This window comes from Serratia sp. PL17, from assembly GCF_017832355.1.
In the GTDB taxonomy this organism is placed as follows: Bacteria; Pseudomonadota; Gammaproteobacteria; order Enterobacterales; family Enterobacteriaceae; genus Serratia.
In genome coordinates, this window is the sequence record NZ_JAFIBY010000001.1 from 52,142 (window position 1) to 78,662 (window position 26,521).

At 55.1% G+C, this 26,521-nt stretch carries 27 protein-coding genes; 13 read left to right on the plus strand and 14 right to left on the minus strand.

Annotation, left to right across the window (positions count from 1 at the left end):
- Positions 1 to 24 precede the first annotated feature (24 nt).
- A complete protein-coding gene (locus tag JOE25_RS00260) occupies positions 25 to 1,128 on the plus strand; it encodes an adenosylhomocysteinase (RefSeq protein WP_209632226.1) in 1,104 nt (367 codons plus the stop codon).
- Between the two features lie 162 nt (positions 1,129 to 1,290).
- The gene (gene pbpG / locus JOE25_RS00265) at positions 1,291 to 2,220 is read left to right on the plus strand and encodes a D-alanyl-D-alanine endopeptidase (RefSeq protein ID WP_209632227.1); all 930 of its coding nucleotides are present in this window, start codon (positions 1,291 to 1,293) and stop codon (positions 2,218 to 2,220) included.
- A gap of 36 nt (positions 2,221 to 2,256) precedes the next feature.
- Here the strand turns inward: pbpG and JOE25_RS00270 are convergent, their stop codons facing one another.
- Positions 2,257 to 2,712, minus strand: a complete 456-nt coding sequence (locus tag JOE25_RS00270) for a GNAT family N-acetyltransferase (RefSeq protein ID WP_209632228.1) — start codon at positions 2,710 to 2,712, stop codon at positions 2,257 to 2,259.
- 82 nt (positions 2,713 to 2,794) lie between these two features.
- Here JOE25_RS00270 and JOE25_RS00275 point away from each other — a divergent pair, with 82 nt between their 5' ends.
- Together JOE25_RS00275 and JOE25_RS00280 are read left to right on the plus strand one after the other, a co-directional pair.
- Complete coding sequence (locus JOE25_RS00275) at positions 2,795 to 3,202, plus strand: VOC family protein (protein WP_209632229.1); 408 nt, start codon at positions 2,795 to 2,797, stop codon at positions 3,200 to 3,202.
- A 97-nt stretch (positions 3,203 to 3,299) separates the two neighbouring features.
- Positions 3,300 to 4,220, plus strand: a complete 921-nt coding sequence (locus JOE25_RS00280) for a DUF808 domain-containing protein (protein ID WP_209632230.1) — start codon at positions 3,300 to 3,302, stop codon at positions 4,218 to 4,220.
- Between the two features lie 32 nt (positions 4,221 to 4,252).
- On the opposite strand, the gene JOE25_RS00285 is transcribed toward JOE25_RS00280, so the two are convergent.
- A complete protein-coding gene (locus tag JOE25_RS00285) occupies positions 4,253 to 4,801 on the minus strand; it encodes a GNAT family N-acetyltransferase (RefSeq protein WP_209632231.1) in 549 nt (182 codons plus the stop codon).
- Between the two features lie 108 nt (positions 4,802 to 4,909).
- A complete protein-coding gene (locus JOE25_RS00290; protein WP_209632232.1) occupies positions 4,910 to 5,830 on the minus strand; it encodes a DMT family transporter in 921 nt (306 codons plus the stop codon).
- Between the two features lie 101 nt (positions 5,831 to 5,931).
- Here JOE25_RS00290 and JOE25_RS00295 point away from each other — a divergent pair, with 101 nt between their 5' ends.
- The gene (locus tag JOE25_RS00295) at positions 5,932 to 6,810 is read left to right on the plus strand and encodes a LysR family transcriptional regulator (protein ID WP_209632233.1); all 879 of its coding nucleotides are present in this window, start codon (positions 5,932 to 5,934) and stop codon (positions 6,808 to 6,810) included.
- A 6-nt stretch (positions 6,811 to 6,816) separates the two neighbouring features.
- On the opposite strand, the gene JOE25_RS00300 is transcribed toward JOE25_RS00295, so the two are convergent.
- From JOE25_RS00300 to JOE25_RS00320, 5 genes are all read right to left on the minus strand, one after another.
- Positions 6,817 to 7,842: a MerR family transcriptional regulator gene (locus JOE25_RS00300; protein WP_209632234.1), complete on the minus strand. Its 1,026-nt coding sequence runs from the start codon at positions 7,840 to 7,842 to the stop codon at positions 6,817 to 6,819.
- A gap of 125 nt (positions 7,843 to 7,967) precedes the next feature.
- Positions 7,968 to 8,780 (minus strand): MetQ/NlpA family lipoprotein, encoded by an 813-nt coding sequence (locus JOE25_RS00305; protein WP_209632235.1) that lies wholly within the window; start codon positions 8,778 to 8,780, stop codon positions 7,968 to 7,970.
- 133 nt (positions 8,781 to 8,913) lie between these two features.
- Positions 8,914 to 9,750 (minus strand): DUF1460 domain-containing protein, encoded by an 837-nt coding sequence (locus JOE25_RS00310; RefSeq protein WP_209632236.1) that lies wholly within the window; start codon positions 9,748 to 9,750, stop codon positions 8,914 to 8,916.
- Positions 9,751 to 9,853: 103 nt separating this feature from the next.
- On the minus strand, positions 9,854 to 10,396 hold the full coding sequence (locus JOE25_RS00315; RefSeq protein ID WP_209632237.1) for a GNAT family N-acetyltransferase: 543 nt from the start codon (positions 10,394 to 10,396) through the stop codon (positions 9,854 to 9,856).
- The gene (locus JOE25_RS00320) at positions 10,393 to 10,863 is read right to left on the minus strand and encodes an acyltransferase (RefSeq protein ID WP_209632238.1); all 471 of its coding nucleotides are present in this window, start codon (positions 10,861 to 10,863) and stop codon (positions 10,393 to 10,395) included. Before JOE25_RS00320 ends, JOE25_RS00315 begins: the two co-directional genes overlap by 4 nt.
- 204 nt (positions 10,864 to 11,067) lie before the next feature.
- Between JOE25_RS00320 and JOE25_RS00325 the strand changes: the two genes are divergently transcribed.
- A complete protein-coding gene (locus JOE25_RS00325) occupies positions 11,068 to 11,658 on the plus strand; it encodes a Yip1 family protein (RefSeq protein ID WP_209632239.1) in 591 nt (196 codons plus the stop codon).
- Positions 11,659 to 11,711: 53 nt separating this feature from the next.
- Here the strand turns inward: JOE25_RS00325 and JOE25_RS00330 are convergent, their stop codons facing one another.
- The 4 genes from JOE25_RS00330 to JOE25_RS00345 form a co-directional block, all read right to left on the minus strand.
- Positions 11,712 to 12,563 carry a DMT family transporter gene (locus JOE25_RS00330; RefSeq protein WP_209632240.1) on the minus strand — a complete coding sequence of 284 codons (852 nt, stop codon included), beginning with the start codon at positions 12,561 to 12,563 and terminating at the stop codon, positions 11,712 to 11,714.
- Between the two features lie 385 nt (positions 12,564 to 12,948).
- Positions 12,949 to 14,667, minus strand: a complete 1,719-nt coding sequence (gene dld / locus JOE25_RS00335; RefSeq protein WP_209632241.1) for a D-lactate dehydrogenase — start codon at positions 14,665 to 14,667, stop codon at positions 12,949 to 12,951.
- A gap of 128 nt (positions 14,668 to 14,795) precedes the next feature.
- Positions 14,796 to 15,590 (minus strand): type I methionyl aminopeptidase, encoded by a 795-nt coding sequence (gene map, locus JOE25_RS00340; protein WP_209632242.1) that lies wholly within the window; start codon positions 15,588 to 15,590, stop codon positions 14,796 to 14,798.
- The gene (locus tag JOE25_RS00345; RefSeq protein WP_208060662.1) at positions 15,587 to 15,790 is read right to left on the minus strand and encodes a ParD-like family protein; all 204 of its coding nucleotides are present in this window, start codon (positions 15,788 to 15,790) and stop codon (positions 15,587 to 15,589) included. The genes map and JOE25_RS00345 overlap by 4 nt, the downstream gene beginning before the upstream one ends.
- A 170-nt stretch (positions 15,791 to 15,960) precedes the next feature.
- Here JOE25_RS00345 and ddlA point away from each other — a divergent pair, with 170 nt between their 5' ends.
- Positions 15,961 to 17,064: a D-alanine--D-alanine ligase gene (ddlA, locus tag JOE25_RS00350; protein WP_209632243.1), complete on the plus strand. Its 1,104-nt coding sequence runs from the start codon at positions 15,961 to 15,963 to the stop codon at positions 17,062 to 17,064.
- Positions 17,065 to 17,102: 38 nt separating this feature from the next.
- On the opposite strand, the gene JOE25_RS00355 is transcribed toward ddlA, so the two are convergent.
- Positions 17,103 to 17,882 carry an ABC transporter substrate-binding protein gene (locus JOE25_RS00355; protein ID WP_209632244.1) on the minus strand — a complete coding sequence of 260 codons (780 nt, stop codon included), beginning with the start codon at positions 17,880 to 17,882 and terminating at the stop codon, positions 17,103 to 17,105.
- A gap of 42 nt (positions 17,883 to 17,924) precedes the next feature.
- Positions 17,925 to 19,079 carry a pyridoxal phosphate-dependent aminotransferase gene (locus JOE25_RS00360; RefSeq protein ID WP_209632245.1) on the minus strand — a complete coding sequence of 385 codons (1,155 nt, stop codon included), beginning with the start codon at positions 19,077 to 19,079 and terminating at the stop codon, positions 17,925 to 17,927.
- 329 nt (positions 19,080 to 19,408) lie between these two features.
- Here JOE25_RS00360 and JOE25_RS00365 point away from each other — a divergent pair, with 329 nt between their 5' ends.
- The 6 genes from JOE25_RS00365 (at position 19,409) to JOE25_RS00390 (ending at position 26,502) form a co-directional block, all read left to right on the plus strand.
- The gene (locus tag JOE25_RS00365; RefSeq protein ID WP_209632246.1) at positions 19,409 to 20,338 is read left to right on the plus strand and encodes a LysR substrate-binding domain-containing protein; all 930 of its coding nucleotides are present in this window, start codon (positions 19,409 to 19,411) and stop codon (positions 20,336 to 20,338) included.
- Positions 20,339 to 20,452: 114 nt separating this feature from the next.
- Positions 20,453 to 22,750 carry a beta-glucosidase BglX gene (gene bglX / locus JOE25_RS00370; protein WP_209632247.1) on the plus strand — a complete coding sequence of 766 codons (2,298 nt, stop codon included), beginning with the start codon at positions 20,453 to 20,455 and terminating at the stop codon, positions 22,748 to 22,750.
- A gap of 211 nt (positions 22,751 to 22,961) precedes the next feature.
- Entirely contained in the window at positions 22,962 to 24,011 is a 1,050-nt protein-coding gene (locus JOE25_RS00375; protein WP_209632248.1) for an ABC transporter substrate-binding protein, read from the plus strand.
- Positions 24,008 to 25,006, plus strand: a complete 999-nt coding sequence (locus JOE25_RS00380; RefSeq protein ID WP_209632249.1) for an iron ABC transporter permease — start codon at positions 24,008 to 24,010, stop codon at positions 25,004 to 25,006. The genes JOE25_RS00375 and JOE25_RS00380 overlap by 4 nt, the downstream gene beginning before the upstream one ends.
- Positions 24,999 to 25,778 carry an ABC transporter ATP-binding protein gene (locus JOE25_RS00385; RefSeq protein ID WP_209632250.1) on the plus strand — a complete coding sequence of 260 codons (780 nt, stop codon included), beginning with the start codon at positions 24,999 to 25,001 and terminating at the stop codon, positions 25,776 to 25,778. Before JOE25_RS00380 ends, JOE25_RS00385 begins: the two co-directional genes overlap by 8 nt.
- Positions 25,771 to 26,502, plus strand: coding sequence for a substrate-binding domain-containing protein (locus JOE25_RS00390; RefSeq protein ID WP_209632251.1), 732 nt, complete (start codon positions 25,771 to 25,773; stop codon positions 26,500 to 26,502). The genes JOE25_RS00385 and JOE25_RS00390 overlap by 8 nt, the downstream gene beginning before the upstream one ends.
- Positions 26,503 to 26,521 lie beyond the last annotated feature (19 nt).

Below are 26,521 nucleotides of genomic sequence, written 5' to 3' on the forward strand. Positions count from 1 at the left end.
CGTGGCGCAGTAGAGGAGTGACAGATGTATCAGGATTTTGAAAGTGAACTGGATTGGGCCATGCGTCATATGCCACGAACCCGTGCAGCCGTTGCCGCGTTGCCCGATTTAAGCGGTGTGCGGTTGGCCTGCAATATGCACTTGGATCTGAAAATGGCACCGCTGGTGGCAGGCTTACTGGATAAGGGCGCAGCGATATACTTAACCACCTGTAACCCGACGACGGTGCAGGATGATGTGGTGGCCTGGTTAGAACGCCGCGGCGCGCAGGCGTATGCCTGGCGTGATATGAGTGACGCCGACTGGTCTGCATCGTTTGACCGTGCCTTGGCCTGGGAACCGACCCACCTGTGTGAAATGGGCGCGGACCTGACCACACGCCTGCACCAGTCAACCGAGGGGCCGCAGATTATCGCCGGGCTGGAGGCGACCGGTTCTGGTATTAGTCGGCTGAACGGCATGGCGCCGCGTTATCCGATTTTCAACTGGGATGACTTGCCGGTCAAAGAAGGGCTGCATAATCGCCATATGGTCGGCCTGACCGCGTGGCACACGTTCTTCCAGACAACCCATCTGACGCTGCATGAAAAATGCGTAGTGGTGATTGGTTATGGCCTGGTTGGGCAAGGCGTCGCTGCGGCGGCAAAAGCCTATGGCGGGCAGGTGATTGTGGCAGAGATCGATCCGGCACGCGCACTGCAAGCACGTTACGATGGCTGGGCCGTGGTCGATTTGGCGAGCGCAGTCAGCCAAGCTGATGTCATTGCCACTGCCACCGGGGCTAAAAACGTATTGTCGGCACAACACTTACAGCACGTGAAGGATGGCGTATTCATTCTTAACGTCGGCCATGTGACGGCGGAAATTGACGTCGGCTTCTTGCAGAGCCTGCCGCACAGCGAGCCTATGCCGTTTGTGAATGCCTACCAACTGGGTGATAAAACGGTTTATTTACTGGCTAACGGGTCGATGTTTAACCTGACGGCGGGCTACGGTGACAGCCTGAATGCCTTTGACGTAACACTGGCGGTGATGGCTGCGGGCATTGGTCATATCGTTGGCGAGGGGGCTCGCCAAACGCCCGGTTTGTATCTGTTACCGCAGTCGGCCTGGCAACCGGCACTGTAACTTTTTTATCGCGGGCGCTCACCCCAGAGCGCTCGCGGTTTGCGCAATTTTCTGTCCGACAGAATTTGTCACAAATCGGCTCGCATAATCCCAGTGCCAACTTAAGATCCCTCACATATAATTCGGAAAAATAAGACCTTCATCTTCTTCAGTGACAGAGTAATGCATGTGAAAATACGTGTTTTGGTACTAACCCTGCTCGCTTTGCAGGCAGGAGCAGGCATCGCGCCGCGCGCGCTGGCCAGCGAAAATAATGCCGTCACCCGTGCCGCCGAGCCTGAATTGGCGTCCGGCAGTGCGATGGTCGTGGATATGCAGACCCACAAGGTGATGTATGCGCGCAATCCTGATGAAGTGGTGCCGATTGCCTCCATCACGAAGCTGATGACCGCAATGGTGACGCTGGATGCTCATTTGCCGATGGATGAAATGCTGTCGGTAGATATTCACCAGACACCGGAGATGAAAGGGGTCTATTCGCGCGTCCGCCTGAACAGCGAAATCAGCCGTAAAGATATGCTGTTGCTGGCGCTGATGTCGTCAGAGAACCGTGCGGCCGCCAGCCTGGCGCACCATTATCCGGGCGGGTACGGCGCGTTCATTAAAGCGATGAATGCCAAGGCGAAGTCTCTGGGCATGACCAATACACGCTATGTGGAGCCAACCGGGTTGTCGATTCATAACGTGTCGACTGCACGTGACCTGACCAAACTGTTGATCGCGACCAAACAATATCCCCTGATCGGCCAGCTCAGTACTACCACTGAACGCATGGCGACGTTCAAGGATCCAAACTATACGCTGCCATTCCGTAACACCAACCATCTGGTGTACAACCCGAAATGGAACATCCAACTGACCAAAACCGGGTTCACTAACGAAGCGGGGCATTGCCTGGCGATGCGTACTGTGATCGGCAGCCGTTCAGTATCGTTGGTAGTATTGGACGCTTTCGGCAAATATACCCACTTTGCTGATGCCAACCGCCTGCGCAGTTGGATTGAAACCGGTAAGGTCACGCCGATCCCTGCGGCGGCTCGTGACTATCGTCGCCAAAAAGACGCCCGTCTGGCGAAGAACGACACCGAATAATCTGTTCTGCGGCCTGCGGAGCCTTTCTGCAGGCCGTTATCGCCCTTCAGGGCGTCTGATCACAAATCCTCGCTCTCGATCGCCGTCGAACCCGGCGCGCAGATACAGCTGATGTGCGCCGGTACGTTGCTGGCCGGAGAGCAGCATCACTTTGTAGCACCCTTTTCGCCATGCCAATTGCAGCGTGTATTCGAGCATCGCTAATGCAATGCCTTGCCCGCGATGCGATGGGGCTGTGATCACGTGTTCAATAATGCCGAACGGCTGCGCTTGATGGACCAGCCCCGGTACCATGGCCAGCATGCAGGTTGCTATGGGGCGTTCGTCCAGAGTGCTAACGACCAGACGAATTGCCGGATTGTCCAGCAGGCGTTGCAATGCACGCAACGCAGTGTCTGGGCGCATCGGTTGATCTTGCGGGCGCAATTCCTGATACAGTGCCAGCAGGCTGGCAAGATCGCTCAACTGGGCCAGACGGTGGGTGATGGTCATCTTTCCTCCTTTCAACCGTCGCGGCGGCTTATCCATCCGCTATCATCAATGAATACCCTATCGTACGCAGAGGGAACATCCAATGAGTAACGTTTCAACCTTTGTCATGTTTCAGGGCGATGCCCAACAGGCGATTGATCTTTATAGCGAACTGTTCCCCGGTTTCCGGGTTCAGCAGGTGCAGCATTATGATGAGCAGGATACGGGGCCGCGGCGGATCAAGTACGCGGCTATCGATTTTGAACGGCATAACCTGGTCTTTACCGACAGCCCAGTCAGCCACGATTTCAGCTTTACCCCCGCGGTGTCACTGCACGTTAATCTCGCGACCGACGCGGAACTGGAGCGGATTTTTACCCGTCTGGCTGCGGGCGGTGAGGTCTTGATGCCGATCGATGATTATGGTTTCAGCGCCCGTTTCGGCTGGCTGAATGACCGCTTTGGTTTGTCCTGGCAGTTGAACGTGCCGGCCGGTGATTTAGGCCGATAACCTTGGTGTTTTCAGCGATCGCCCCATACCCATTCAGGGGTGTTTAACACTATGCTAAACGGATAATGACCAATGACGTTGAAAAGGATGGATCACTTTGGCCGGAAGTAGCTTACTGACTTTAATTGATGATATTGCCTCACTGTTGGACGATGTCTCGTTGATGACCAAAATGGCGGCGAAAAAAACTGCCGGGGTCTTGGGGGACGATCTGGCGCTGAATGCGCAGCAGGTGTCTGGGGTAAAGGCCGACCGCGAGCTGCCGGTGGTGTGGGGCGTGGCCAAGGGGTCGTTTATTAATAAAGCGATTCTGGTGCCGCTGGCATTATTGATCAGTGCATTCGCGCCTTGGGCGATCACTCCGCTGCTGATGGTGGGCGGTGCCTACCTGTGTTACGAAGGTTTTGAGAAGGTGTTTCATAGCTTGACCCACAGCAAACAAGCGGGTGAAGAGAAAAAAGACGCGTTGGACGCCACGGAAGACGTGGTGGCCTACGAAAAACGCAAGGTAAAGGGCGCGATCCGCACCGACTTTGTGCTTTCTGCCGAGATTATCGCCATTACATTGGGTACCGTGGCTGGCGCGACCTTCAGCCAACAGGTGATCGTACTGTGCGGTATTGCGATTGTCATGACGGTGGGGGTTTACGGCATTGTGGCCGGCATCGTTAAACTCGATGACTTGGGGCTGTATCTGAGCCGAAAAAGCAGCGAACTGGTACGTTCGATCGGCAATGGGATTGTCAGTGCCGCGCCTTATCTTATGAAGACCCTGTCCGTTGTCGGTACTATCGCCATGTTTATGGTCGGGGGCGGCATTTTGACCCACGGCCTACCGCCTGTACATCATCTGTTTGAAGACTGGGCATCTTACGCCACCGTGGTGCCGACCTTCGGTCATATCCTACAGGGCGTTATTCCCGCCTTACTCAATGTGGCGTTCGGCCTGGTTGCCGGCGGTGCAGTGCTGCTGGTGGTGTCGGCTCTGGGTACGATTCGCGGTCGTTTAAAAGCCTGATCATTTCGCCGGGTGCATCTTCTGCACCCGGTTTATTTATTATTCTGCGGCAAACTATGATTACCCTCTCCCAGCATGCGCTGCATGATATGGGTGTCACGCCATTCACCGAACTTAAAGCCTACCGCTTTTAATGTGCCTACGCTGGTAAACCCCAGTTTCTGATGCAAGGCCAGCGAGCCATGATTATCCTTGGCATTGCCGACGGTCGCCAACATTTGACGCCAGGGGCCGCGTTCGCAGCGGGCAATCAGTTCTGACAGCAACGCTTTACCGATACCTTTCCCCTGCTGACCCTCGGCGATATAGACGGAGTCTTCCACGGTGAACCGGTAGGCCGGGCGCGGTCGATAAGGTGTGGCATAGCAATAACCCACCACGAGATGTGCTTGTTTGGCGAGCAACCAGGGTAAGCCCGCTTCCTGCACTTTGCTGAGGCGCTGTTGCATTTCTTCCAACGTCGGGGGCATTTCTTCAAATGACGCTGCGCCGTACAACACATGATGGGTGTAAATCTGCAGTACGGCGGCCATGTCGTCTGGCGTAGCGTCGACAAGCATCAGCGGAGCTGCTGGAGGCATAGGGATACCTGTTTACCTTGAAAAATAAGAAGATAAACGCATTATGCACCCTGTTCTACAACAAGGTAAATTGGGCTTTCTTATGCTGAAGATAAGAAAAACCTATGGTTAACCTATGGCCGAGCGCCGTGGCATAAAACGCATGAATATGCCCGAAGCCAAAAGCACGCCAAGGATCACCCAGGCTGCCCCGGCCAACTGCCAAGCATTGGGGGCGGTACCTGTGACTGTTGCCACCAACATGGTGAAAACCGGCGCCAGATTAAAGAAAATTGCGGTGCGTACCGAACCGATTTTTTCCAGCCCGTTGAACCACAGCAAGTAGGCCAGCAGTGACCCACACAGTGCCAGATACGCCACGGCGGCATGTACGCCAAGGCTGGCTGAGGCCAGGTTTTGCAGTGGGTTCTCGAAGATAAATCCCAGGGGCAGCAGGGCCAGGGTGCCGAACAGCATTGAATAACTGGTGTTTTCGATGGCAGTGGCATGACGGACCAGACGACGGGTGCCAACCATATTCAATGCCCAGGCGAGGCTACCGAGTAAAATAATGCCATCGCCGGGGCTCACCTCCAGACGCAACAGCGTTTGAATATGGCCTTTGGTGATCACCAACACCACGCCGATAAAACCAGCCAGCAGACCGGCGATGCGTGATCCGTTCAGTTTTTCATTCTCCCAAATTACGCCAAAGACCAGTGTCCATAACGGTGTCGTGGCGAGGATCAGCGCGCCATTGACCGGCGTGGTGGACTGCAGACCGAAAAAGGTGCACAGATTGAATATCGTGAACCCCAGTACACCCAGCACTAGATAAGCCAGCCAGTTGCTTTTCAGCGTACTCAGGCGCAGCTGCCCGCGCAGGCCGAAAAACACCAACAGCGCCAGCGTTGCCAAACTGAAACGTTCGATAGATGCGCTGATTGGTGGCTGATGGGCGATGATGTAGGCACCGGCATTAAAGTTGGTGCCCCAGAAAAAGGTGGCGACAATGACGCCCAGATAGGCCAGCGGCAGCGAGGTTTTCATCATGGTTTCCTGTGGTGACAAAATAAACAGAAAACAGTTTGCGCTCTAACTCTTTGCGTTAATATTCCCCATATGTTCACTTTTGATGTGAGAAAACGCCCATGTTTAATTGGGAAGATCTGCACTACTTCATGGTGTTCGCGCAGGAAAAATCGCTGTCGGGTGCCGCCCGCAGCTTGAAGGTCGATCACGCCACCGTCGCTCGGCGTATTGCCAGTCTGGAAACGTCGCTCAAGTTAAAGTTGGTGGATCGTCGCCCGCGCAGCTACTTGCTGACTGCCGACGGACAACGAATCGCCGCAGAGGGCGACAGCATGACCCTCAACGCTTTTGCGGTCGGCCGCGCCGCACTCAGCGGCCGACAGGGCATTGCAGGGGTCGTGACGCTAAGCGTACCGCCCGTGATGGGGCTGAAGCTGATCGCGCCGCGCATTGTCCAGTTACAGCGGCGTTATCCCGATTTACAGCTGACCTTACTGGCGGATACGGCTAACGTCTCGTTGCTGCGCGGGGAAGCGGATATTGCCATTCGCCTCAGTCGCGCCAGTGAGAGCGATCTGGTCACCCGAAAGATTGGCACTGTTGAATTTGGTCTGTATGCCAATGCGGGGTATTTACAGGCGACGCCGGAGACAGAATGGGGGTTTATCGGTTATCACGATCCGCGGGCGGCTTCGGTCCAGCAGAAATGGCTGTTGGAGCAGGCTGGCGAGCGAGCGCTGGTCATGCGCAGCAACGACTTGATGATTCAGGCCGCAGCTGCGGAAGCCGGCACGGGCATTGCGCTGTTGCCTCATTTTATCGGCCAGGAACTGGGGCTTGATCGTCTTGCGGGAACGCGTTCGCTCCAGCGCGAGATTTGGCTAACGGTGCATAACGACATCCGTCATGCACCGGGCATTGCCGCCGTGACGGCATTTTTATTGGACTGCTATGCGGACGTTGTCGGTATTACCCGGCTGGTGGACACCCTCGGCTGAGTGAGGCTAACCACGCATCAACTGCGCCACCGCCTGCTGCAAATAACGCAACAGCGGCGGTGTTAGCCAGGTGCCCTCAACCAACGTAGGTTCACGCTCCATTGCCTGGCGGATTTTCATTTGAGTGGCGGGGTCGGTACCCGCATAGGATTGGAACAGCTCAAGCCATTGAGCTGCCAGGCGTGTCGCCCGTTCAGATTCTGGCGGTACACCGTCATTCAATGCCTGGTGGAACTGGGCTATCAATGCCGGCCATTCCTGCAGCCGGGTGAAATAGTGCCGGCGGACATAGGCGTACTCTTCTGCCGACAGGTATTTTTGGTAAATAGACAGCTTGGTTTCAGCAAATGCGCGGGTGACGTAATCAGTCATTGCCGGGGTGATGCCCGTTTGTTCGCGCATTGAAGGCTCTTCGGCATGCATGGCATTTAACCGAGTAAGAAATGCCGGGTTGTTTGCGGTATCGCGTTCCAGCATCAGCATCCAACGTCGGGCCAGATCCTGAGCCTGTGGCGCTTGCGGCGCAACGCCGTTTTCGATCAGCTGGCGAATACCGCTGACCAGTTCGCCCCATTCCCGGTTACGCGTTGGGTTGGCCTGATAGAAAGGCAGTTGTGCCAGTTCGTCTGCGGTAAAATATTTATCGTACATGGTCATTAACTCCAACGTAGCCAGCCAGTCGTTCAACTCAGGTTCGTCACCGACGGAAAGCTGTGCGTGCATTTGCTGTAAACGGTCGCGCAGTGTGGCGGTCTGCACCAGTTGCCGATTCAGCATGGTGATTTGCTGTTCGATCACGGTGGTGAGTGCCATCCCTGAACGCGCCAGAATTGCCCCGACCTCCGCCAGCGTCACCCCCATTCGGCGCAATGCCTGAATATGGTGCAGGCGAGTGATGTCGGCCCGGTTATATAAGCGATAGCCGGCGTCGGAACGCGCAGAAGGAACCAGCAAACCTATGCTGTCGTAGTAATGTAACGTCCTGACCGTGATGCCGGAACGGCGAGCCAGTTCGCCAACTTTCAGTAACATGAAGTGTGCTCCTCCCTTGTGCGTGCAGAAATACTAAAGCCTGACGTCGCGTTAGGGTCAAGGGGGAGGATGGGGATATTTTGAGGGAGGGGTACGGGTTCTGCGATGAGAACCCGCAATTGACATTACCAGCCTTTTACCGCACCACCGTTAAAGATTTTTTCGGCGGCCTTGGCCACTTCATCCGACTCGTAGGCTTTGATGAAGTTTTGTACGTTAGGTGCATCTTTGTTGTCTTCACGCGTCACTATGATGTTGGTGTATGGTGAATTCTTGTCTTCGATAAAGATGCCGTCCTTGGTGGGTGTCAGGCCTGTTTGGTTGATGTAAGTGGTGCTGATGACAGCCACGGTGACTTTGGGATCGTCCAGCACCTGAGGCAATTGCGCCCCTTCCAATTCCATAATCTTATAGTTATGCGGGTTGGCGCTGATATCCAGCGAGGTTGGCAGCAGCCCTTTGCCCGGTTTCAGCGTAATCAAGCCGGTTTTCTCCAGCAGGAGCAGCGCACGGCCGAGGTTGGTGGGATCCAGGGGAATGGCAATGACCGCGCCATCCTGCAATTCTTTCAGTGATTTGATTTTTTTCGAATAACCGGCCATAGGAAACACGAAGGTATTGCCGACCGCGACCAGTTTATATCCGTGATCTTTATTCTGCTGTTCGAGGAACGGGCGGTGCTGGAAGACGTTAGCATCCAACTCACCTTTATCGGTAGCGTCGTTGGGCAGCAGTGAACCGCTGAACCCGACCAGTTCGACGTCCAGGCCGTATTTGTCTTTAGCCACCTGCTTGGCGACCTCCGCCACGTCCTGTTCTGCACCGTTGATTACCCCGACCTTGATATGGTTCTGATCGGTTTTTTTCTCGCAGCCTTGAAGCGCCAGTACGGCGGCGAACGCTGCCAGCAGAGGGGTATAACGCCAGTTTTTGGTCATCAAGTTTTCCCTGAAAAAAACAATAAAATCAGTTGGTTTTGTACTGCTAGCTAAGCCTGAACCTGCGGGGAAGTCAAACACTTGCTCAGCACAAAGAGGTATAGCTAATAACCGGACGTTTTATTGTGCACCTTTATTTTGCGCGCAAAACCACGATGCCTGGCGTGGCCAGCACGTAATCCATAAAGGGCGAGTCCACCACCTGCATATTCTCTTTGCGTGAAGAGGCATTACGCAGCACGGGGCCGTTTGGGGTCATGATATAGATGCCGGTATGGGTAACGTCCAGGCCGGCCAGATTGGTGTAAATACCGATATAATCACCGGTGTGCAACTGGGCCAACACGTGGTCATCAATAAAATCACTGGGCAGGTACGTGATACTGCGCTGTACGTTTTTCAGGCCCGGCAAATAGCTGCTGCCGTCGGACTTCTGGTTCAGGTTTTTCGTCAGCGTGACACTGTGCGGGCTGAGTGTAGCGGTAATATCCGTCACGTTGGTTTTAGCCTGGTGTGACCAGTCGGTAAAGAAGTGTTTGCGTTGCAGGAAGTTAATGTCGCCGTTGGCGTAGCGAATGTGAATCAGCCGCTGGACAAAGTCTGCCTGGTTGTTTGCCTGACTCAAGGCATCGACATAATCGATATAAGTAAAGCAATCCAAACCGCGGAAGTCGATCACCAATTTTTCCGGTGTATCCTGCGAACCCACCAGCATATTCGCGACGTAGGCTGTACCAAGGAATGGCCGGGATAGCAGGTCGATCATGCGTCCGTTATCTTTTTGCACGTCTGCCGGCGCGGCAGCGCGCAAGGAAAGAAGAGCGTTGAGTTCATTTAACGTGTGATTATCCATGCTGGCCTTGAGATTTGCAGGTGGGGTGGAAATGGGTTCAGGCGTTTGCCTTACGGGGATTTTATCTGCACAACCGGCAAGCGCAATAGCCAATATCAATGAAACAACCTTGTACATTGTACCCCCCACGGTTTTGGCGTGTTAACAGACAAATGTTAACAGTTCTCACCTTGGTCCGGCGTTTTAATGCTTAAACACAGCCTCAACGGTCGGCTATCACTCAATACCCCATTTCGCTGTTAAACGGCAAATACCAGAATAGCGCGATCTCGTGATCGGCGAGGTCAGGATGAGCGCGATACAGCAAATGGTCGATACCGCCGAGGATAAAACCAAAACGTTGATAGCAGCGGCAGGCGGGCAGGTTAGTATTTTGCGTTTCGAGCATCAGGCCGGAAGTTTCGTGGCGTTGTGCCCAGAGCTTCGCTGTTTCAAGCAGGGCTGTCGCAATCCCCAGGCGGCGCACATGGGCACTGACGACGATCTCTTCGATGAGCGCATAGCCATTCCAGTTATTGCTGAGCGTGATGTGACCCACCGCCTCGCCACGATGACGGGCCAAAAAGGTTTCGCTTTCCTCATTGACGAACGGGGCTAACGGGTAGTCTTTGCGGAATGGCGTGACCGGCAGCAGCGGCCAACTGTCGATCGGCGTGTCGAAAGCCGGCTGGGCATAGCGTGCAATCTGAAAGCCAAAGTCGCAGCTTGTCAGGTACCCGTCGGGTAAACGGGTGACGGGAGTAATTTGGATCGCTGGGCTCATGGGGCAAGCTCCCTCAACAAACGCGCCGGATTACCGGCATAGATCCCTTTGCGGGTGATGTTTTTGGTGACGACTGACCCGGCACCGATCACGGTGCCGCTGCAAATTTCCACTGCCAGCACCGTGGTACCGGAGCCAATAGAAACATGATCACCAATCAGTGTGCGGCCCCAGCTTGCGGCATCGGCATTGGGGGCGCCTTCTTTAAACAGATCGTTCGCGAAGGTGACATTGTGGCCGATGAAACAATCGTCGCCGATGGTGACATATTCACAGATAAAGCTGTGTGACTGGATTTTGCTGCGGGCACCAATGCTGACGTTTTTTTGGATTTCGACAAAGGGCCCGACGAATACGCCCTCGCCGAGCCGGCAGCCATACAGATTGCAGGGCTGAACGACGGTGACATTTTGTCCGGCGTCGACATCGACAATGCCAACATGGCGAACGGTAAGGACAGATGACATGGCGTTTCTCACGGCAGTGGCGCAGTGGGCGAATTATAAAACAAACTGTGGTTACGTCTGTGCTTTCCGAACGTTTTTTCAGCGAAAGACTATAATTAATACAGGGGAGAGAGCCCCGTGGCCGCAATCCTCGTACGGTTAGTCATCCGTCAGAGGGGTAAATTCGTTCGCCGATCGCGACCTACGGCGATGAGGAGGTGTCTCATGGTTAATCATGTTTGGGGACTTCTGGCGCATCCAAGCACCGAGTTCGAACACATTAAAAGCGAGAACGAAAGCGTCTCGCACCTTTACACCCATCATGTCCTGTTATTGGCGCTGATCCCGGTGGTTTGCGCGTTTATCGGTACCACCCAACTGGGCTGGCTCTCCGGCGAAGGACATGCCATCCGGCTCAATACGTTCACCGCATCTTATACGGCTGTCGCTTTTTATTTGCTGATGCTGGCGGGCGTGGCAATCATGGGGAAAGTCATCCACTGGATGGCACGGCGTTATGAAGTCCGTCCGAGCTTGCACCGCTGCATGGTGTTTGCCGGTTATGTTGCTACGCCGATGTTCCTCAGCGGTATAGTGGCGTTGTATCCCGTTGTGTGGCTGTGCCTGTTTGTCGGCGTGATTGGCCTGTGTTATTCGGGCTATCTGCTGAATCTGGGCATACCGCACTTCCTGAATATCGACAGTAAAGAAGGGTTTATCTTCTCCAGCTCGACCTTTGCCATTGGCATCTTGTTGCTTGAGCTGCTGCTTGGGGTAACGGTACTGCTGTGGGGGTATGGTTCCTGGTTATTCTGATGTCATTTTAATATTGCCCCTCATGCCGGTTTGGCGTGAGGGGCTTTTGCTATTTAGGGCTGGCGAAATACCAGCATGACGCCGGCCAGAATCGCCGCCATGCCCAGCATACTGATGGCTGCCAGCGCGTGCCCGAGCAGCAGATAGTCCAGTAGCGCGGTCACCGCCGGGATCAGGTAAAACAGGCTAGTGACTTGCACCAGGTTGCCGCGTTGAATCAGCTGATACAGCAAAAAGGTGGCCAACACCGAAATTACCACGGCCATCCATAGCAGAGGCACAATAAAGGCCATGCTCCAGTCGACGCGGAGGGGTTCAAACGGCAGCACCAAGGTGCACATCAACAGTCCGACGGCGTACTGTAACGGCAAGACCGCCAAAGGCGGCTGTGCCAGACCTTTTTGCAGCAGCGTACCGGCGGTCATGCAGCCGAGAGCGATAAAAGCGCACAGCATGCCAACCAGCGAAAAATGCGCAATCATCAGACTTTGATACACCACCAGCGTTAAGCCGCCCATGGCCAACAACAGGCCAAGACCACGCAGCCCCGAACACCGGCGTTCAGTAATGAACTGAGTGAGTATCGGCTGCACGCCAAGCAGGGTTGCCAGTACACCAGGGGTAATACCTTGTTCCAGCGCCAGCAGATAGCAAATCTGATAACTGCCAATCATTAACAGTCCGATCAGTGCGACACGGCGGCGGGTGCCAGGGGCGGGCAGGTATTGCCGTTGCCACAGGCCTATCGCCAGCAGCAATGCCAGCGCGATAGCACAGCGGAAGAACAAAAAAGCAAAGGCGGATGCATGTTCCAGCCCCCAGCGTGAGAAAATTGCGCCGCTGCTCCAGAGCAGGACGAATAAGGTCGCGAGGCCCGCGTTGGCCCATTGAGACATAAATCGCATTGAGTTTTCACCTGTCGTGAAAATAATAAGCTCCAGCAGACACGGCGTTCTATGCCGGGACGCACATCAAGCAATGCTGGAGAAGAGAATTCGGTTTGGCTTAGCGCACAACCACAGAGCGTGGCGGGTAAGCGGCAACCGCAGAGACGACAGAGAAAACGGCGGGTGGGGCAGAGGATGCGCACAGCAGAACGACGGCCGGAAGGGTCGTGTTCGCAGAATCTTTCATGTGCGCAAACTGAATCATGGGCATTCCTGAACGCAGGGCGTGATTAACCAAACCAAGATAGTGAAGTTTGGTTGACTGCGCAACATAAAATTAACATGCGTCTTGCCAGACGAGGTGGCCCCCGAATGTCGGGGGCGCAATCTGAGAGATGGCTTATTACGCCTTGTTATCGGCCCAGTGCTTCCGCTTGCTGGTTTTGCCGAGGCCTGGGTTAAAGCTGTTGGTGGGATCGGCAGATCGGTAAAACGCTTGCAGGTCGGGTTTGGCCGGATAGAGGTGGCCGACGTTATGTTCCGCAGGGTATTCCGCACCGCGCTGGTCGAGGATTTCGAGCATTTTTTCTTTCAGCGCGTGGCTATCGACGCCTTTTTTCACCACATAATCCTGATGGAACACGTGGCACATAAAGTGGCCGTAATACAGCTTGTGCACCAGTTGGCTGTCGATTTCCGGCGGCAGGGTTTCAAACCAGTCGGTGTCGTTACGGCGCAGCGCAATGTCCAATGCCAAAATGTCCTCTACCTTGTCGGCATGAACCGCATGGTAACGCACCGCGGCACCTGCGGCGGCGAAACGGTGCAAGAAGGCTTTCTTGCCTTCGTCTGGGGTGCAGACGAAGAACTCTCCGTTGCCATGGGCAAAATACTGACTCAGATACTGTTGCGCCTCTTCAACGCCCGGACCGGCCATTTTCAGCAGCAGGTGATGTTCAAAACGCTCGCGGTACGCTTTCATCCGTTTTGGCAGGTGGCTGGGGGCCAGGTGACTCAGGCCCTGCATCAACCTGTCGGTCAGGTTATGCGGCAGCAACGGCAGCTTGTTGAGGCTGGCGTCCATGCGGCCTTTTAAGGTAAAGAAGCTCGGCATTTGATCGGTTCCGAGCTTGTCGATCATCATAAAGGTGTCTTTGCCATACACTTCGGCGATATCAAAAATATCTCGGTGCATGTATTCGCCAGCGACCGGCAGGTTGTCGAAGGTGCTGAGCATGTGGCGGCGTAGTTCGGTCAATACGGCAGTGTCGTTGGTGCCGATGTAAAACACCTGTTCTTTGCCTTCTTTTTCAAACGTATCCAGCCGTACTGCAAATACGGCTAGCTTGCCGGCGCAGCCGGAAGCCTCAAACAGGCGGCGTTTGTCGGCGTTAAATCGGGAAGGGGTATCGGCATTGACGTCACGTACCCGGCTGGCATATTCGTTGTCGGACGCACGCAGTTCACCATATTCAACATCCTCTGGCCGGTAATCGCCTTTTTCCAGGCGGGTGAGGATTTCCTCCGGCGTATTGCCGAGTTTAATGCCCAAATGGTTGACCAGCCGCAGTTGGCCGTCTTCACCCAACTGTGCGTACAAAGCCATCTCGGTATAGGCTGGGCCGCGTTTGACCAGCGAACCGCCAGAGTTATTGCACACGCCGCCGATCACCGAAGCACCAATACATGAGGAACCGATCACCGAATGGGGTTCGCGGCCATACGGCTTGAGTAATTTTTCCAGCTGATTCAGTGTACTGCCCGGGAAACCCACCACCTGCTTGCCGTTATCCAGTACCTGCACATGGTTAAGTCGCAGGGTACTGACAATCACAATATCGCGGTCATAGTCATTGCCGCTGGGCGTCGAACCTTCAGTCAGGCCGGTATTTGCCGCTTGCATAATGACAATTTTATCGGCGGCGACGCAGGCCTCCAGCAGTTGCCACAATTGCAGCAGACGCGTGGGGAACACCACCGCCAACGCTTTGCCTTCGCCAGAACGGAAGCCTTTGCGATAACGTTCGGTGCTGCGTTCGCCTGTCAGCAGCTGTGGGCCACCGACGATGCTTTTGAGCTGATTGAGAAACGCCTGGTTAGTCGCGCTGGTAAACTGCGTCATGCCGATCTCCCTGTCGTACCCCATGCCTTTCCCGTTCGCCGTATCGTCGGCGGTAAAGTGAGAGCCATAGGGTAATAATGTAATGGCCTATTAGCTTGTTAGCTTATTAAGTTGATAGCTTGCGTGAATTAATAACGTTCCAGGTAGCCAGCCCGACGCTCTTCGTCTCGCAGCGTCAGGATTTCCACGCCGTCGGCGGTTACTGCGACGGTATGCTCCCATTGGGCAGAGAGCTTCTTGTCGCGGGTCACTACCGTCCAACCGTCTTTTTTCTGCTTAATCCGATGATCACCTTGGTTGATCATGGGCTCGATGGTAAACACCATGCCTTCCTGTAATACCATGCCGGTGCCCGGCATGCCAAAGTGCAACACCGCGGGTTCTTCATGCATGTCGCGACCAATGCCGTGGCCGCAGTATTCGCGCACAATGCTGTAGCCGGCTTTTTCGGCGTGCTGCTGAATAGCATGGCCGATATCACCCAATGTGGCTCCGGGTTTCACTACGCGGATGCCTTGCCACAGTGACTCATACACCGTGTTTACCAGCCGCTTGGCCAAGGGCGTGGTCTGCCCGATGCAGTACATTTTACTGGAGTCAGCGATGTAGCCGTCATTTTCCAGCGTAATGTCTACGTTAACGATCATGCCGGAACGCAAAATTTTACTGGCAGAAGGAATACCGTGGCAGATCACATCGTCGATCGATGTATTAAGCACATAAGGGAAGTCGTACTGGCCTTTGCTGGCCGGGCGCGACTTCAACTCATTGACGATAAAGGCTTCGGCGCGGTCGTTGATCTCCATAGTAGAGATGCCTTCGACAATCACCTCATCGAGCATAGCAAACACCTGCGCCAGCAGGGCGCCAGAGTGACGCATTTTGGCAATTTCTTCCGACGTTTTGATCACAATCTCTTTCACCCGACAATCTCCTTCAACGTCAGCGCGTTATCTTTCATCATTTTTTTTACCAATTGGGGGTAGGTCAGTTCCGGATGGAATTCCGCCAACATCCCGATCTTGATCCAGTATTCCGCCTGCGCGTTGATTGAACGCGTCATCGAGAGACTTGCGAGGCGAAGATCGTCATGCAGTGCGTCTGAAATTTTCACAATGCCCATAATCAGCTCCATAAGCGATTTATATACGAAGTATATACGTTTGGGATGTTGAGAATTGTGCAATCCGTGGCATAGGAAGATTCCGGGTCACAATGATTGCCGCCGTCGGGCAATGCGTTTATTGTGATAAACGACTTTTTTTGCACTGATTTTTCAGAAGGATTTAAGGCGTGGCTAAATTACGTGTTGGGGTGATCTTTGGCGGTAAATCGGCGGAGCATGAGGTTTCGCTACAATCGGCAAAGAACATCGTGGATGCAATCGACAAAGAGAAGTTTGACGTCACGCTATTGGGGATCGACAAGCAGGGGCAATGGCACATTAACGATGCGTCCAATTATCTGCTGAATGCGGAAAACCCGGCGCTGATAGCACTGAACCGCTCAAATAAAAATGTGGCTCTGATCCCCGGCCAGGAAAAACAACAGCTGATCGAATCTGGCAGCGCCAGCACGCTGGGCCAGCTCGACGTTATTTTCCCCATCGTTCATGGCACGCTCGGGGAAGACGGCTCGCTGCAGGGGTTGTTGCGGATGGCCAATTTGCCGTTTGTCGGTGCCGGTGTGCTAGGGTCGGCGGTCAGCATGGACAAAGATGTCACGAAACGTTTATTGCGTGATGCCGGGCTGGCAGTCGCGCCGTTTGTGACACTGACACGCGTTAATCGCGCGAAATTCAGCTTTGAACAGCTCAGCGAACGCCTGGGATTGCCCTTGTTTGTTAAGCCCGCTAACCAGGGGTCTTCGGTGGGGGTCAGCAAGGTCCAGGATCGCGCCGGCTTTGAGGCTGCCGTGACGCTGGCGTTCAGCTTCGATCATAAAGTGTTGGTGGAGTCGGCGATTGTTGGCCGTGAGATTGAGTGCGCCGTATTGGGCAACGATGAACCGCAGGCCAGCCTATGTGGTGAAATTGTGTTGAGCGATGCCTTCTACTCCTACGACACCAAGTACATCAATGAGCAGGGTGCTCAGGTGATCGTGCCGGCGGCGATTACGCCGGAGGTGAGCGACAAAATACGTGACGTAGCGCTGAAAGCGTTTCGTGCGCTGGAATGCTTCGGTCTGGCGCGTGTGGACGTGTTCCTGACGCCGGACAACAACGTGGTGATCAACGAGATCAACACGCTGCCGGGCTTCACCAACATCAGTATGTATCCCAAATTATGGGCCGCCAGTGGCGTCAGTTACAGCCAACTGATTACCCGCCTGATTGAACTGGCGCTGGAGCGCCATCAGCAAGATCGCGCGTTGAACAGTTCGGTGTTCGATCGCTAAAGCAAACAGGGGCGAAGTGATTTCCGCCCCTGGTTTTTTTACTTCACTGTCACATCAATATCGCCAAAGTATTTCTTTGCCAACTGGCTCACAGTGCCTTGCTGTTTCACTTTGACGATGGCGTCATTCAGCTTTTTCTTCAGTGCGTCATCCCCTTTACGCAGGCCGAAGGCAATGCCCTCACCCAGGATCTTGTCGTCACTGACCGCATCGCCAACAAAGGCGAAGCCTTTGCCGTCAGGCTGGGACAGAAAACCGCTTTGCCCTGAAGGAGCCATCACCAGCGTGGCGTCGAGGCGTCCGGCGGTCAGATCAAGGTAAGCCTGGTTCTGATCCTGATAAGACACGACGTCCACGCCTTGCGGTGCCCAATGTACCTTGGCGTAGGTTTCCTGAATTGAGCCTTGCAACACGCCGACATGCTTGCCAGCCAATGAGGCGGCATTTGGCAGCAGGCCGCTGTCCGCCTTGGCGATCAGCCGGTTCGGCACCTGATAGATTGCGTCGGTGAAATCTATGGCCTGACGACGTTGGTCAGTGACGTTCATTGCCGAGTTAATGGCGTCAAATTTGCGTGCTTTTAACGCCGGGATCAGGCTATCGAATGAGGTTTCGACCCAAGTGCATTTCAACTGTGCAGTGGCGCATACGGCCTTACCCAGATCGATATCAAAACCTTCAAGCTGACCGCTGGCAGATTTGGATTCGAATGGAGGATACAGTGCTTCCAGGCCGAAGCGCAGCGTATTTTCCGCCGCCAGCGTGGAACCGGCGGCCAGCAGGCAGCCTGCGGCGATCAACGTTTTCAGTGATTTCATATTCAGAGCCCTTTTCCCATGGTCAAAGCAAAAATGAATACATTACACCTGACACAGACGGCGTGCGCCTTCCAGCAGGGTTTCGTTATCTTTTGAAAAACTCAGTCGAATAATACCGGTGTCGGTTCCGTCGCTGTAAAACGCCGACAGCGGGATAGTCGCCACTTTGGCTTCGCGGATCAGTCGTACCGCAAAATCGTTGTCGCTTTCCTGACTGAAGCCGCTAAAACGGGCCAATATAAAGAAACTGCCACGGCTGGGCAGCAATTCAAAGCGAGAATCTTGCAGCGCGCTGGTCAGTAAATCACGTTTCTGCTGATAAAAGGCCGCCAGTCCCAGATAACTCTGCGGGTTGCTCAATGCGTCAGCGAAGGCATATTGCATCGGTGTATCGGCAGAGAACACCATAAACTGATGCACTTTACGGATCTCGTCCATCAAGGCTGCGGGTGCCATACAGTAACCGACGCGCCAGCCTGTCACGTGATAAGTCTTGCCAAATGACGAGACAATCACACTGCGTTCGGCTAATTGCGGGTGGCGTGCCATGCTGTGATGAATGTCACCGTCGAAAACAACGTGCTCATACACTTCATCGGACAGAATAACGATGTCGGTGTTACGCGTCAGGGCGGTCAGTCGCTCAATGTCATGCTCGCCAAATACGCTACCCGTTGGGTTATGCGGGCTGTTTACGATGATCATCCGCGTTTTGCTGTTGATGGCGGCAGCGACCTCATCCCAGTCAATGTGCAGATCCTGTAACGAAAGCTTGATGGCAACCGGGGTGGCACCCTGCAGACGTACAATAGGGGCATAGCTGTCGAATGCCGGTTCGAAATAAATAACCTCATCGCCCGGGTGCACCAGCGCGCTGATGGCGGAGTACAATCCTTCACTGGCGCTGGCAATGACCGTGATTTCTTCGTTGGCGTCGTAGCGCGCGCCATACAATTGTTCGACTTTATCTGCCAGTGCCGATCGTAACGCCGCTACGCCACTCATCGGGGCGTATTGGTTATGACCTGCACGCATGGCTTGCGCTACCGCCTCAACCAACTGCGGTTCACAGGCAAAGTTGGGTGCGCCCTGCGACAGGTTCAACGCCTGATGTTCAGCACTGAGCTGGCCAATAACGGTAAAAATAGTGGTGCCGACGTCCGGCAACTTCGAGCGGTGTGAGCAGGCGCTCTGCATGAGTGGCTCCAGGGAGAAGGGGGAAGTATCGTTTGATTAAGCATCAATGACGGTAGGCCAACAAGGGAAAGTTTGTCATACTTGCCATGCATGCAGATCATGCCTAATTCCCCTTCATTCTTGAAACGATCTCGGCGTTGGTTGCGTGATTTGGCCCATCCTTGGGCCTCACCCCTAAGGGAGCGGCTGCAAGCAACGTTCAAATATTTGCCGCTTAGCCGAATCACTGGCTCATGTCAGCTCATCGGGCTGCGTTCATTGGCCGCCTGGATGTCGTTCCAATTATTTGGGGGAATCTTTGTAATTTTGAGTATCCAGAGGAGCTCGCTATGCAGACACCATTACCGTCGCTCGATGTGTTAAAAACCTTTGTGGTGGTGGCTCAACGGCTGAATTTCACCCATGCCGCTCAGAGTTTGCACCTGACGCAGGGGGCCGTGAGCAGGCAGATCCTCGGGCTGGAGCAGCATCTAGGCTACCCATTATTTAGCCGTCAAGCACGTGGCCTGGCACTGACCCCACAGGGCGCACTGCTAGTGGTTCCGGTGCAGCAGGCTCTGGGGCAGTTGGATGAGGCGTTATCGCGCGTTGGGGCGCAGTCAGGAACCCTGCGTATAAAGTGCCCGACTTGTGCAATGCGCTGGGTGTTACCGCGCATTATTCGGCTGCAAAACGAACGACCGGAAATGCACATTGAGCTGACCGCTTCGGTATCGCACGGGCTGGATTTCGGCGCGGAACATTTCGATGCCGCCGTGGTGTTCGGGCGGCCTCAGGGCAAAAAGTTGACGGTGCATCATCTGTTCGATGAAATCCTCACGCCGGTCTGCACGCCGTCTTATCTGCCCGAATTACCCCAGCCACCAACCCTGGCCGATCTGTCAGAGAAAACCCTGCTGCACCCGACACGCGATCGTCGCGATTGGCTGTTGTGGTTGAAAGCGGCAGGAAAAGAGGCGCTGCCTTCGCGCAAGGCGCAGCATTTCGATACGCTCGATCTGGCGATGAGCGCCGCGCTACAGGGTTTTGGGATCGCCATCGGCGATTTGTGCTTGTTGGAAGAGGATATTCAGGCGCAGCGCATCGTCACACCTTTCGCACTCAGCGTTGTCAGCGGCGCGGCATACTATTTGGTCTATCCTGAACGGGCTGTGCAACCACTTGCATTAGCCACGCTGGTCGATTTCCTCGGCGACGAGGCTGCGCAAAGCCGTGTCCGGTTGCAAAACTATCGCCCAGCCTCCGCTAACAGCTTGTAACCTTTAACATTACAAATTATTTCTGCGGTGAAAAGGAGTATGGCACACTGCTTTTCACATTGATTGATCATCCCCGCCGCGGCCTGCGATGGGAACATGCCTGAGATAAAAAATATGAAATGGCTTTGTGTGGTGAGTATGTTGTCCGGTCTGGCCATCAGCCCGGTTTTTGCGCAGGAAAGCACCGTCATGCAAGGTGTCAATGCGCAGCAGCGCGACGCCTTTGTCTCCAACCTGATGAAACAGATGACGCTGGAAGAAAAAATCGGGCAGTTGCGATTAATCAGCGTGGGGCCGGATAACCCGAAAGAGGCGATCCGCGACGGTATCAGTAAGGGCCAAATTGGTGCCATCTTCAATACGGTTACCCGACCGGATATCCGCGCGATGCAGGACCAGGCCATGCAGCTCAGCCGCCTGAAAATCCCGTTGTTCTTCGCCTATGATGTGGTGCACGGCCAGCGTACCGTATTCCCGATTAGCCTCGGATTGGCCGCCAGTTTTGATCTCGAAGCCATTGCGCTCAGTGGCCGCGTATCGGCCCAGGAAGCCAGCGACGACGGCCTGAACATGACGTTCTCCCCCATGGTGGATATCACCCGCGATCCGCGCTGGGGCCGGGTATCGGAAGGTTTCGGTGAAGATACCTGGTTGGTGTCTACAATAGCCAAAGTGATGGTGGATGCGTATCAAAACGGCGATCCTTCCAAGCCCGGCGCAATCATGGCCAGCGTGAAACACTTTGCACTGTACGGTGCCACCGAAGGGGGCCGCGACTATAACACGGTCGATATGAGCCCGTTGAGAATGTACCAGGACTACCTGCCGCCGTATAAGGCGGCGGTGGATGCAGGCAGCGGTGGCGTTATGGTGTCGCTCAATTCGGTGAACGGCATTCCGGCGACCGCTAACCCGTGGCTGCTGAAAGATCTGCTGCGCGACCAGTGGGGCTTTAAGGGCATCACCATCAGTGACCACGGCGCGATTAAAGAACTGATCAAACACGGTGTGGCTGAAGATCCGCGCGACGCCGTGCGGCTGGCGATCACCTCTGGTGTCGACATGAGCATGAGCGACGAATATTACGACCAATACCTGCCGGGATTGGTGAAGGACGGGCTGGTGTCGGAAAGCGACATCGATCGCGCTTGTCGGGACGTGTTGAATACCAAATATGACATGGGTTTGTTCAAAGACCCGTATACCCACCTTGGCCCGGTGGGGTCTGATCCACAAGACACGAATGCCGAAAGCCGCTTGCACCGTGCCGAAGCGCGCGTGGTTGCGCGTAAAACCATGGTACTGCTGAAGAATGACAAGCAGACGCTGCCGCTGAGCAAGCAGAGCACCATTGCGCTGGTCGGCCCGATGGCCGACAGTCAACGTGACGTGATGGGCAGTTGGTCAGCCGCTGGGGTGGTCAAACAGTCGGTGACCCTTCGCGAAGGGCTGGAGCGTGCGGTGGGTGACAAGGCGAAGATTCTCTACGCCAAGGGTGCCAACGTCACTCAGGACAAGAGCATTATCGACTACCTGAACGAGTATGAACCGGCTGTGGTGTTTGATACTCGCCCGCCACAGCAGATGATTGACGAGGCGGTGCAGGCCGCGAAGAAAGCCGATGTGGTGGTGGCCGTCGTCGGTGAGTCGCAGGGTATGGCGCACGAGGCCTCCAGCCGCGCCGATATTACCATTCCACAAAGTCAGCGTGACCTGATCGCCGCGCTGAAAGCCACGGGTAAGCCGCTGGTGTTGGTGTTGATGAATGGTCGCCCACTGGCGCTGAGCTGGGAAAGCCAACAGGCCGATGCGATGCTGGAAACCTGGTACAGCGGCACCGAAGGCGGCAATGCGGTGGCCGACGTGCTGTTTGGCGACTACAACCCGTCAGGCAAACTGCCGATGACCTTCCCGCGTTCGGTCGGGCAGATCCCGATGTACTACAACCATCTGAATACTGGCCGTCCATTTGGCAAGGAAAATCCGGGCAAGTACACCTCCCGTTACTTTGATTCACCCAATGGCCCGTTGTATCCGTTTGGTTACGGCCTGAGTTATACCAGCTTTAGCCTGTCGGACCTGAAACTCTCCAGCCCGACAATGGCGCGCAACGGCAAGATCACCGCCAGCGTTACGCTCAAGAACACCGGTAAATATGACGGTGCGACCGTGGTGCAGTTGTATCTGCAGGACGTGACCGCGTCGGTTAGCCGCCCGGTGAAAGAGCTGCGCAACTTTAAAAAAGTCACGCTGAAAGCGGGCCAGGCGCAGACCGTTGAGCTGCCAATCACTGAAGACGATCTCAAGTTCTATAACGCCAGCCTGAAATGGGGCGCAGAACCGGGCAAGTTCAACGTGATGGTGGGGCTGGATTCCGACAACGTACAGGCGCAAAGTTTTACGCTGAAGTAAGAATCCCGATACCTGCGTTGACCACCCCAGTCACTTTCCTGAGTGACTGGGGACTCTCAAACTGCCCGCATTGATTTTAATTCTCTCGCCTACCACAGGCGATAAATCCGCCCGCTTGCGCATAGATCCCTTTGTTTTGATCCCGCTGATTGTTTCGCCAGGGTTATCGCTATATGATTTTGTATATAACGATAACTCACCGGAATTTCCCATGTTCAAACGCTTCCCTCGGATGCTGCTATTTATCATCCTGTTTTCTTCCGCCGCGCAGGCAGATCGCCAGGTTACCGATCAACTCAACAGGCAGGTCACGTTGCCCGATACCATCACCCGCGCTGTAGTGCTGCAACACCAGACGTTGAATCTGTTGGTGCAACTTGATGCTATGCCGCAGGTCGTGGGTGTGCTTAGCAGTTGGAAAAAGCAACTTGGGCCAAACTATCTGCGGCTGGCACCGGAACTGGCGAACATGCCGATGCCGGGCGATCTCACGTCGGTGAACATTGAAAGCCTGCTCAAATTGCATCCGCAGGTGGTGTTTGTTGCCAACTACGCGCCGCCGGAAATGATTGCTCAGATAGCGGGTGCAGGTATCCCTGTGGTCGCGGTTTCGCTGCGCCGTGAAGCGGCGGATCAGGCCGGGAAAATGAACCCGGTGCTGAACGATGAAGACCAGGCTTACAATCTTGGCCTGCAAGACGGCATTCGTCTTATTGGTACGGTAATGGGCCATCAACCGCAGGCTGAAGCGCTGATTCGGGACGTGTTCCAACAGCGGACGCTGGTGGCCGATCGGCTGCGGGACGTGCCGGAAGATCAACGCGTACGGGTCTATATGGCTAACCCGGATTTAACCACCTATGGCTCAGGCAAATACACAGGGCTGATGATGCAGCATGCGGGTGCGCTGAACGTGGCGGCAAAAGATATTCAGGGATTTAAGCAGGTGTCGATTGAGGACGTGTTGAAATGGAACCCGGCGGTGATTTTTGTGCAAGAGCGCTATCCTGAGGTGGTGAAACAAATCCTCAGCTCCCCGCAGTGGCAGGGTATTGATGCGGTGAAAAATAAACGTGTCTACCTGATGCCTGAATACGCCAAGGCCTGGGGCTACCCCATGCCGGAAGCGCTGGCGTTGGGCGAACTGTGGATGGCGAAAAAGCTTTACCCACAGCGCTTCAGCGACGTTAATTTGCAGCAGCGGGTGGACGCCTATTATCGACAGTATTATCGCAGCAGTTGCTGCCAGAGCGAGCAATGAAGCTTGGCTGGCTGATACTACTGACAGTGCTGTGTGCGTTAGTGTCCTTGGGCATTGGCCGCTATCCGGTATCGGCGACGCACAGTTTGATGATTCTGCTGGAGCCGCTTACCGGGCCACAGGGAGGGATTGATGCGGTCCAACGCCAGGTGATCCTCGGGGTACGCGTGCCCCGGGTGCTGCTGGCGATGGGCGCAGGTGCCGCATTGGCCTTATGCGGCGCTGCGCTGCAAGGGGTGTTTCGTAACCCGCTGGTGGACCCGCATATTATTGGTGTCTCTTCCGGCGCCGCATTTGGCGGCACATTGGCGATTTTGCTCAGTTTGCCGATGGTGATGCTGCTGCTGTCTGCATTCGTGTTCGGCATGGCGGCGTTACTGCTCATTTTCGCGATGACCAGTGTCATTGCCAGGCGCAATATCTTGTCTCTGGTATTGGCCGGGGTGATCCTCAGTGGATTTTTCTCTGCCTGCGTCAGCCTGCTGCAATATCTCGCCGATACCGAAGAGAAACTGCCGAGCATCGTATTTTGGCTGTTGGGCAGTTTTGCCACCGCGAATGATAGCAAACTGCTGATGTTATTCCTGCCGCTGCTCTTGGCTGGCGGGATGCTGCTGGCATTGCGCTGGCGCATTAATGTGTTGTCGATGGGGGACGAAGATGCTGCTGCGCTGGGGGTTAACGTCGAACGCACTCGCTGGCTCATTTTGACGCTGTGCGCAGCGATCGTTGCTGCGCAGGTGGCGGTCAGCGGCAGTATCGGTTGGGTAGGGTTAGTGATCCCACACATTGCGCGGCTGTTGGTCGGCCCCGATCATCGGCGTCTGCTGCCGGCCTCTATGTGCCTGGGGGCGCTGTATATGGTTTTGATCGACGATCTGGCGCGTACGTTGAGCAGCAGTGAAATTCCGTTAGGCATCTTAACGGCATTGATCGGTGCGCCGCTGTTTGCGTTGCTGTTGCGCCGCGCGCAACTGAGAGGTTGGCATGGGTGATACGTTATTGGCCGTCAACGATTTGAGTTTTGGCTGGCCGGGTCAGGCACCGTTATTTAGCCAACTGAATATGCAACTGCGTCGCGGTGAGGTGCTGGCGGTGCTCGGCCCGAATGGGCGTGGTAAAAGTACCCTGATGCAGCTGCTGCTGGGTACGTTGCCGCTGCAAAAGGGCGCTGTTGAACGGGGAAACGGTATTGGCTTTGTGCCGCAGCATTTCGCGGCTCCCTTTGCCTATCGCGTATTGGATATTGTGTTAATGGGGCGTGCGCGTTACGTGGGGGTGTTCCGTTCGCCGTCGGCGCAGGATCATCGGCTGGCTAAAGAAGCCCTGCAGTCGCTGGATATGCTGAGCTTCGCCGATCGCGAGTTCGGCAGTTTGTCCGGCGGACAGCGGCAGCTGGTGTTGATAGCCCGCGCCCTGGCGATGAGCTGTGAGGTGTTGATGCTCGATGAGCCGACCTCGGCATTGGACTTGCACCATCAGGATCGGGTGCTGAGCCTGATCTCGCATTTGGCACGGGAAAGACGGATGGCGGTAATGTTCTCTACTCATCAACCTAATCATGCGCATGCGGTGGCCGATCGGGCTTTACTGCTGGGGGCCTCGGGGCAACATCAAATTGGGGCATGCGCCAGGGTACTCACCGCCGAGAGCCTGTCACCGCTGTTTAATTTGGCCATTGAGCGGGTGGCTGTAGAGATTGACGGTCGGCAGTTTGAAACGCTGGTGCCATTGTATCGTAGCCAACGGGAGCGGGAACGTGAGTAATATTTTGCTGTTTGCTGCCGGTAGCCTGCGTGGGGCGTTGGGTCCCTTGCTGGCGGCGTTTCAGGCACAAACCGGTGAACAGGTAGACACCCTGTTTGGCCCGGCGGGTCTGTTGCGCCAGCGAATCGAAGCGGGAGAGCATCCGCATATTTTTGCGTCGGCCAATCTGGCACACCCACAGCGCTTGGTTGATTTGCGGCTATCACCGCGGGTGCAACGTTTTGCACAGAATCGGCTATGCGCCACCGTGCGCAATATTACCGAGTTAACTAAACCGCCATTGTTGTCGGTGTTACTGGATTCACGCTGGCGGATTGCGACGTCCACGCCAGGCGCCGACCCTTCCGGTGACTATGCACAACAGTTGTTTGACCGCATTGAAACGATAACACCGGGAGCGGGGGATTCACTGCGGCAACGGGCGCTGGCATTGGTGGGGGGGCCTGACTCGGCACCGCTGCCGCCGGGCCGGCTAGCGGCGGAGTATCTGGTTAACAGCGGCCAGGCAGACATTTTTCTCGGTTATGCCAGCTATGGCAGCGTGTTAGCTGAATTTCCCGAACTGGCGGTAAGGTATTTCCCGCCGTCGCTGGCGATTAGGGCTGACTACGGCCTGTGCCTGTTGGATGAACGAGCGCAGCGTTTAGCCGCGTTTATTCTGGGGGCGCAGGGGCAGGCGATATTGCAGGAACAGGGGTTTTTACCTGCCAACGTGGTGAGCTAATAGCTTATTAAGCTGGCAG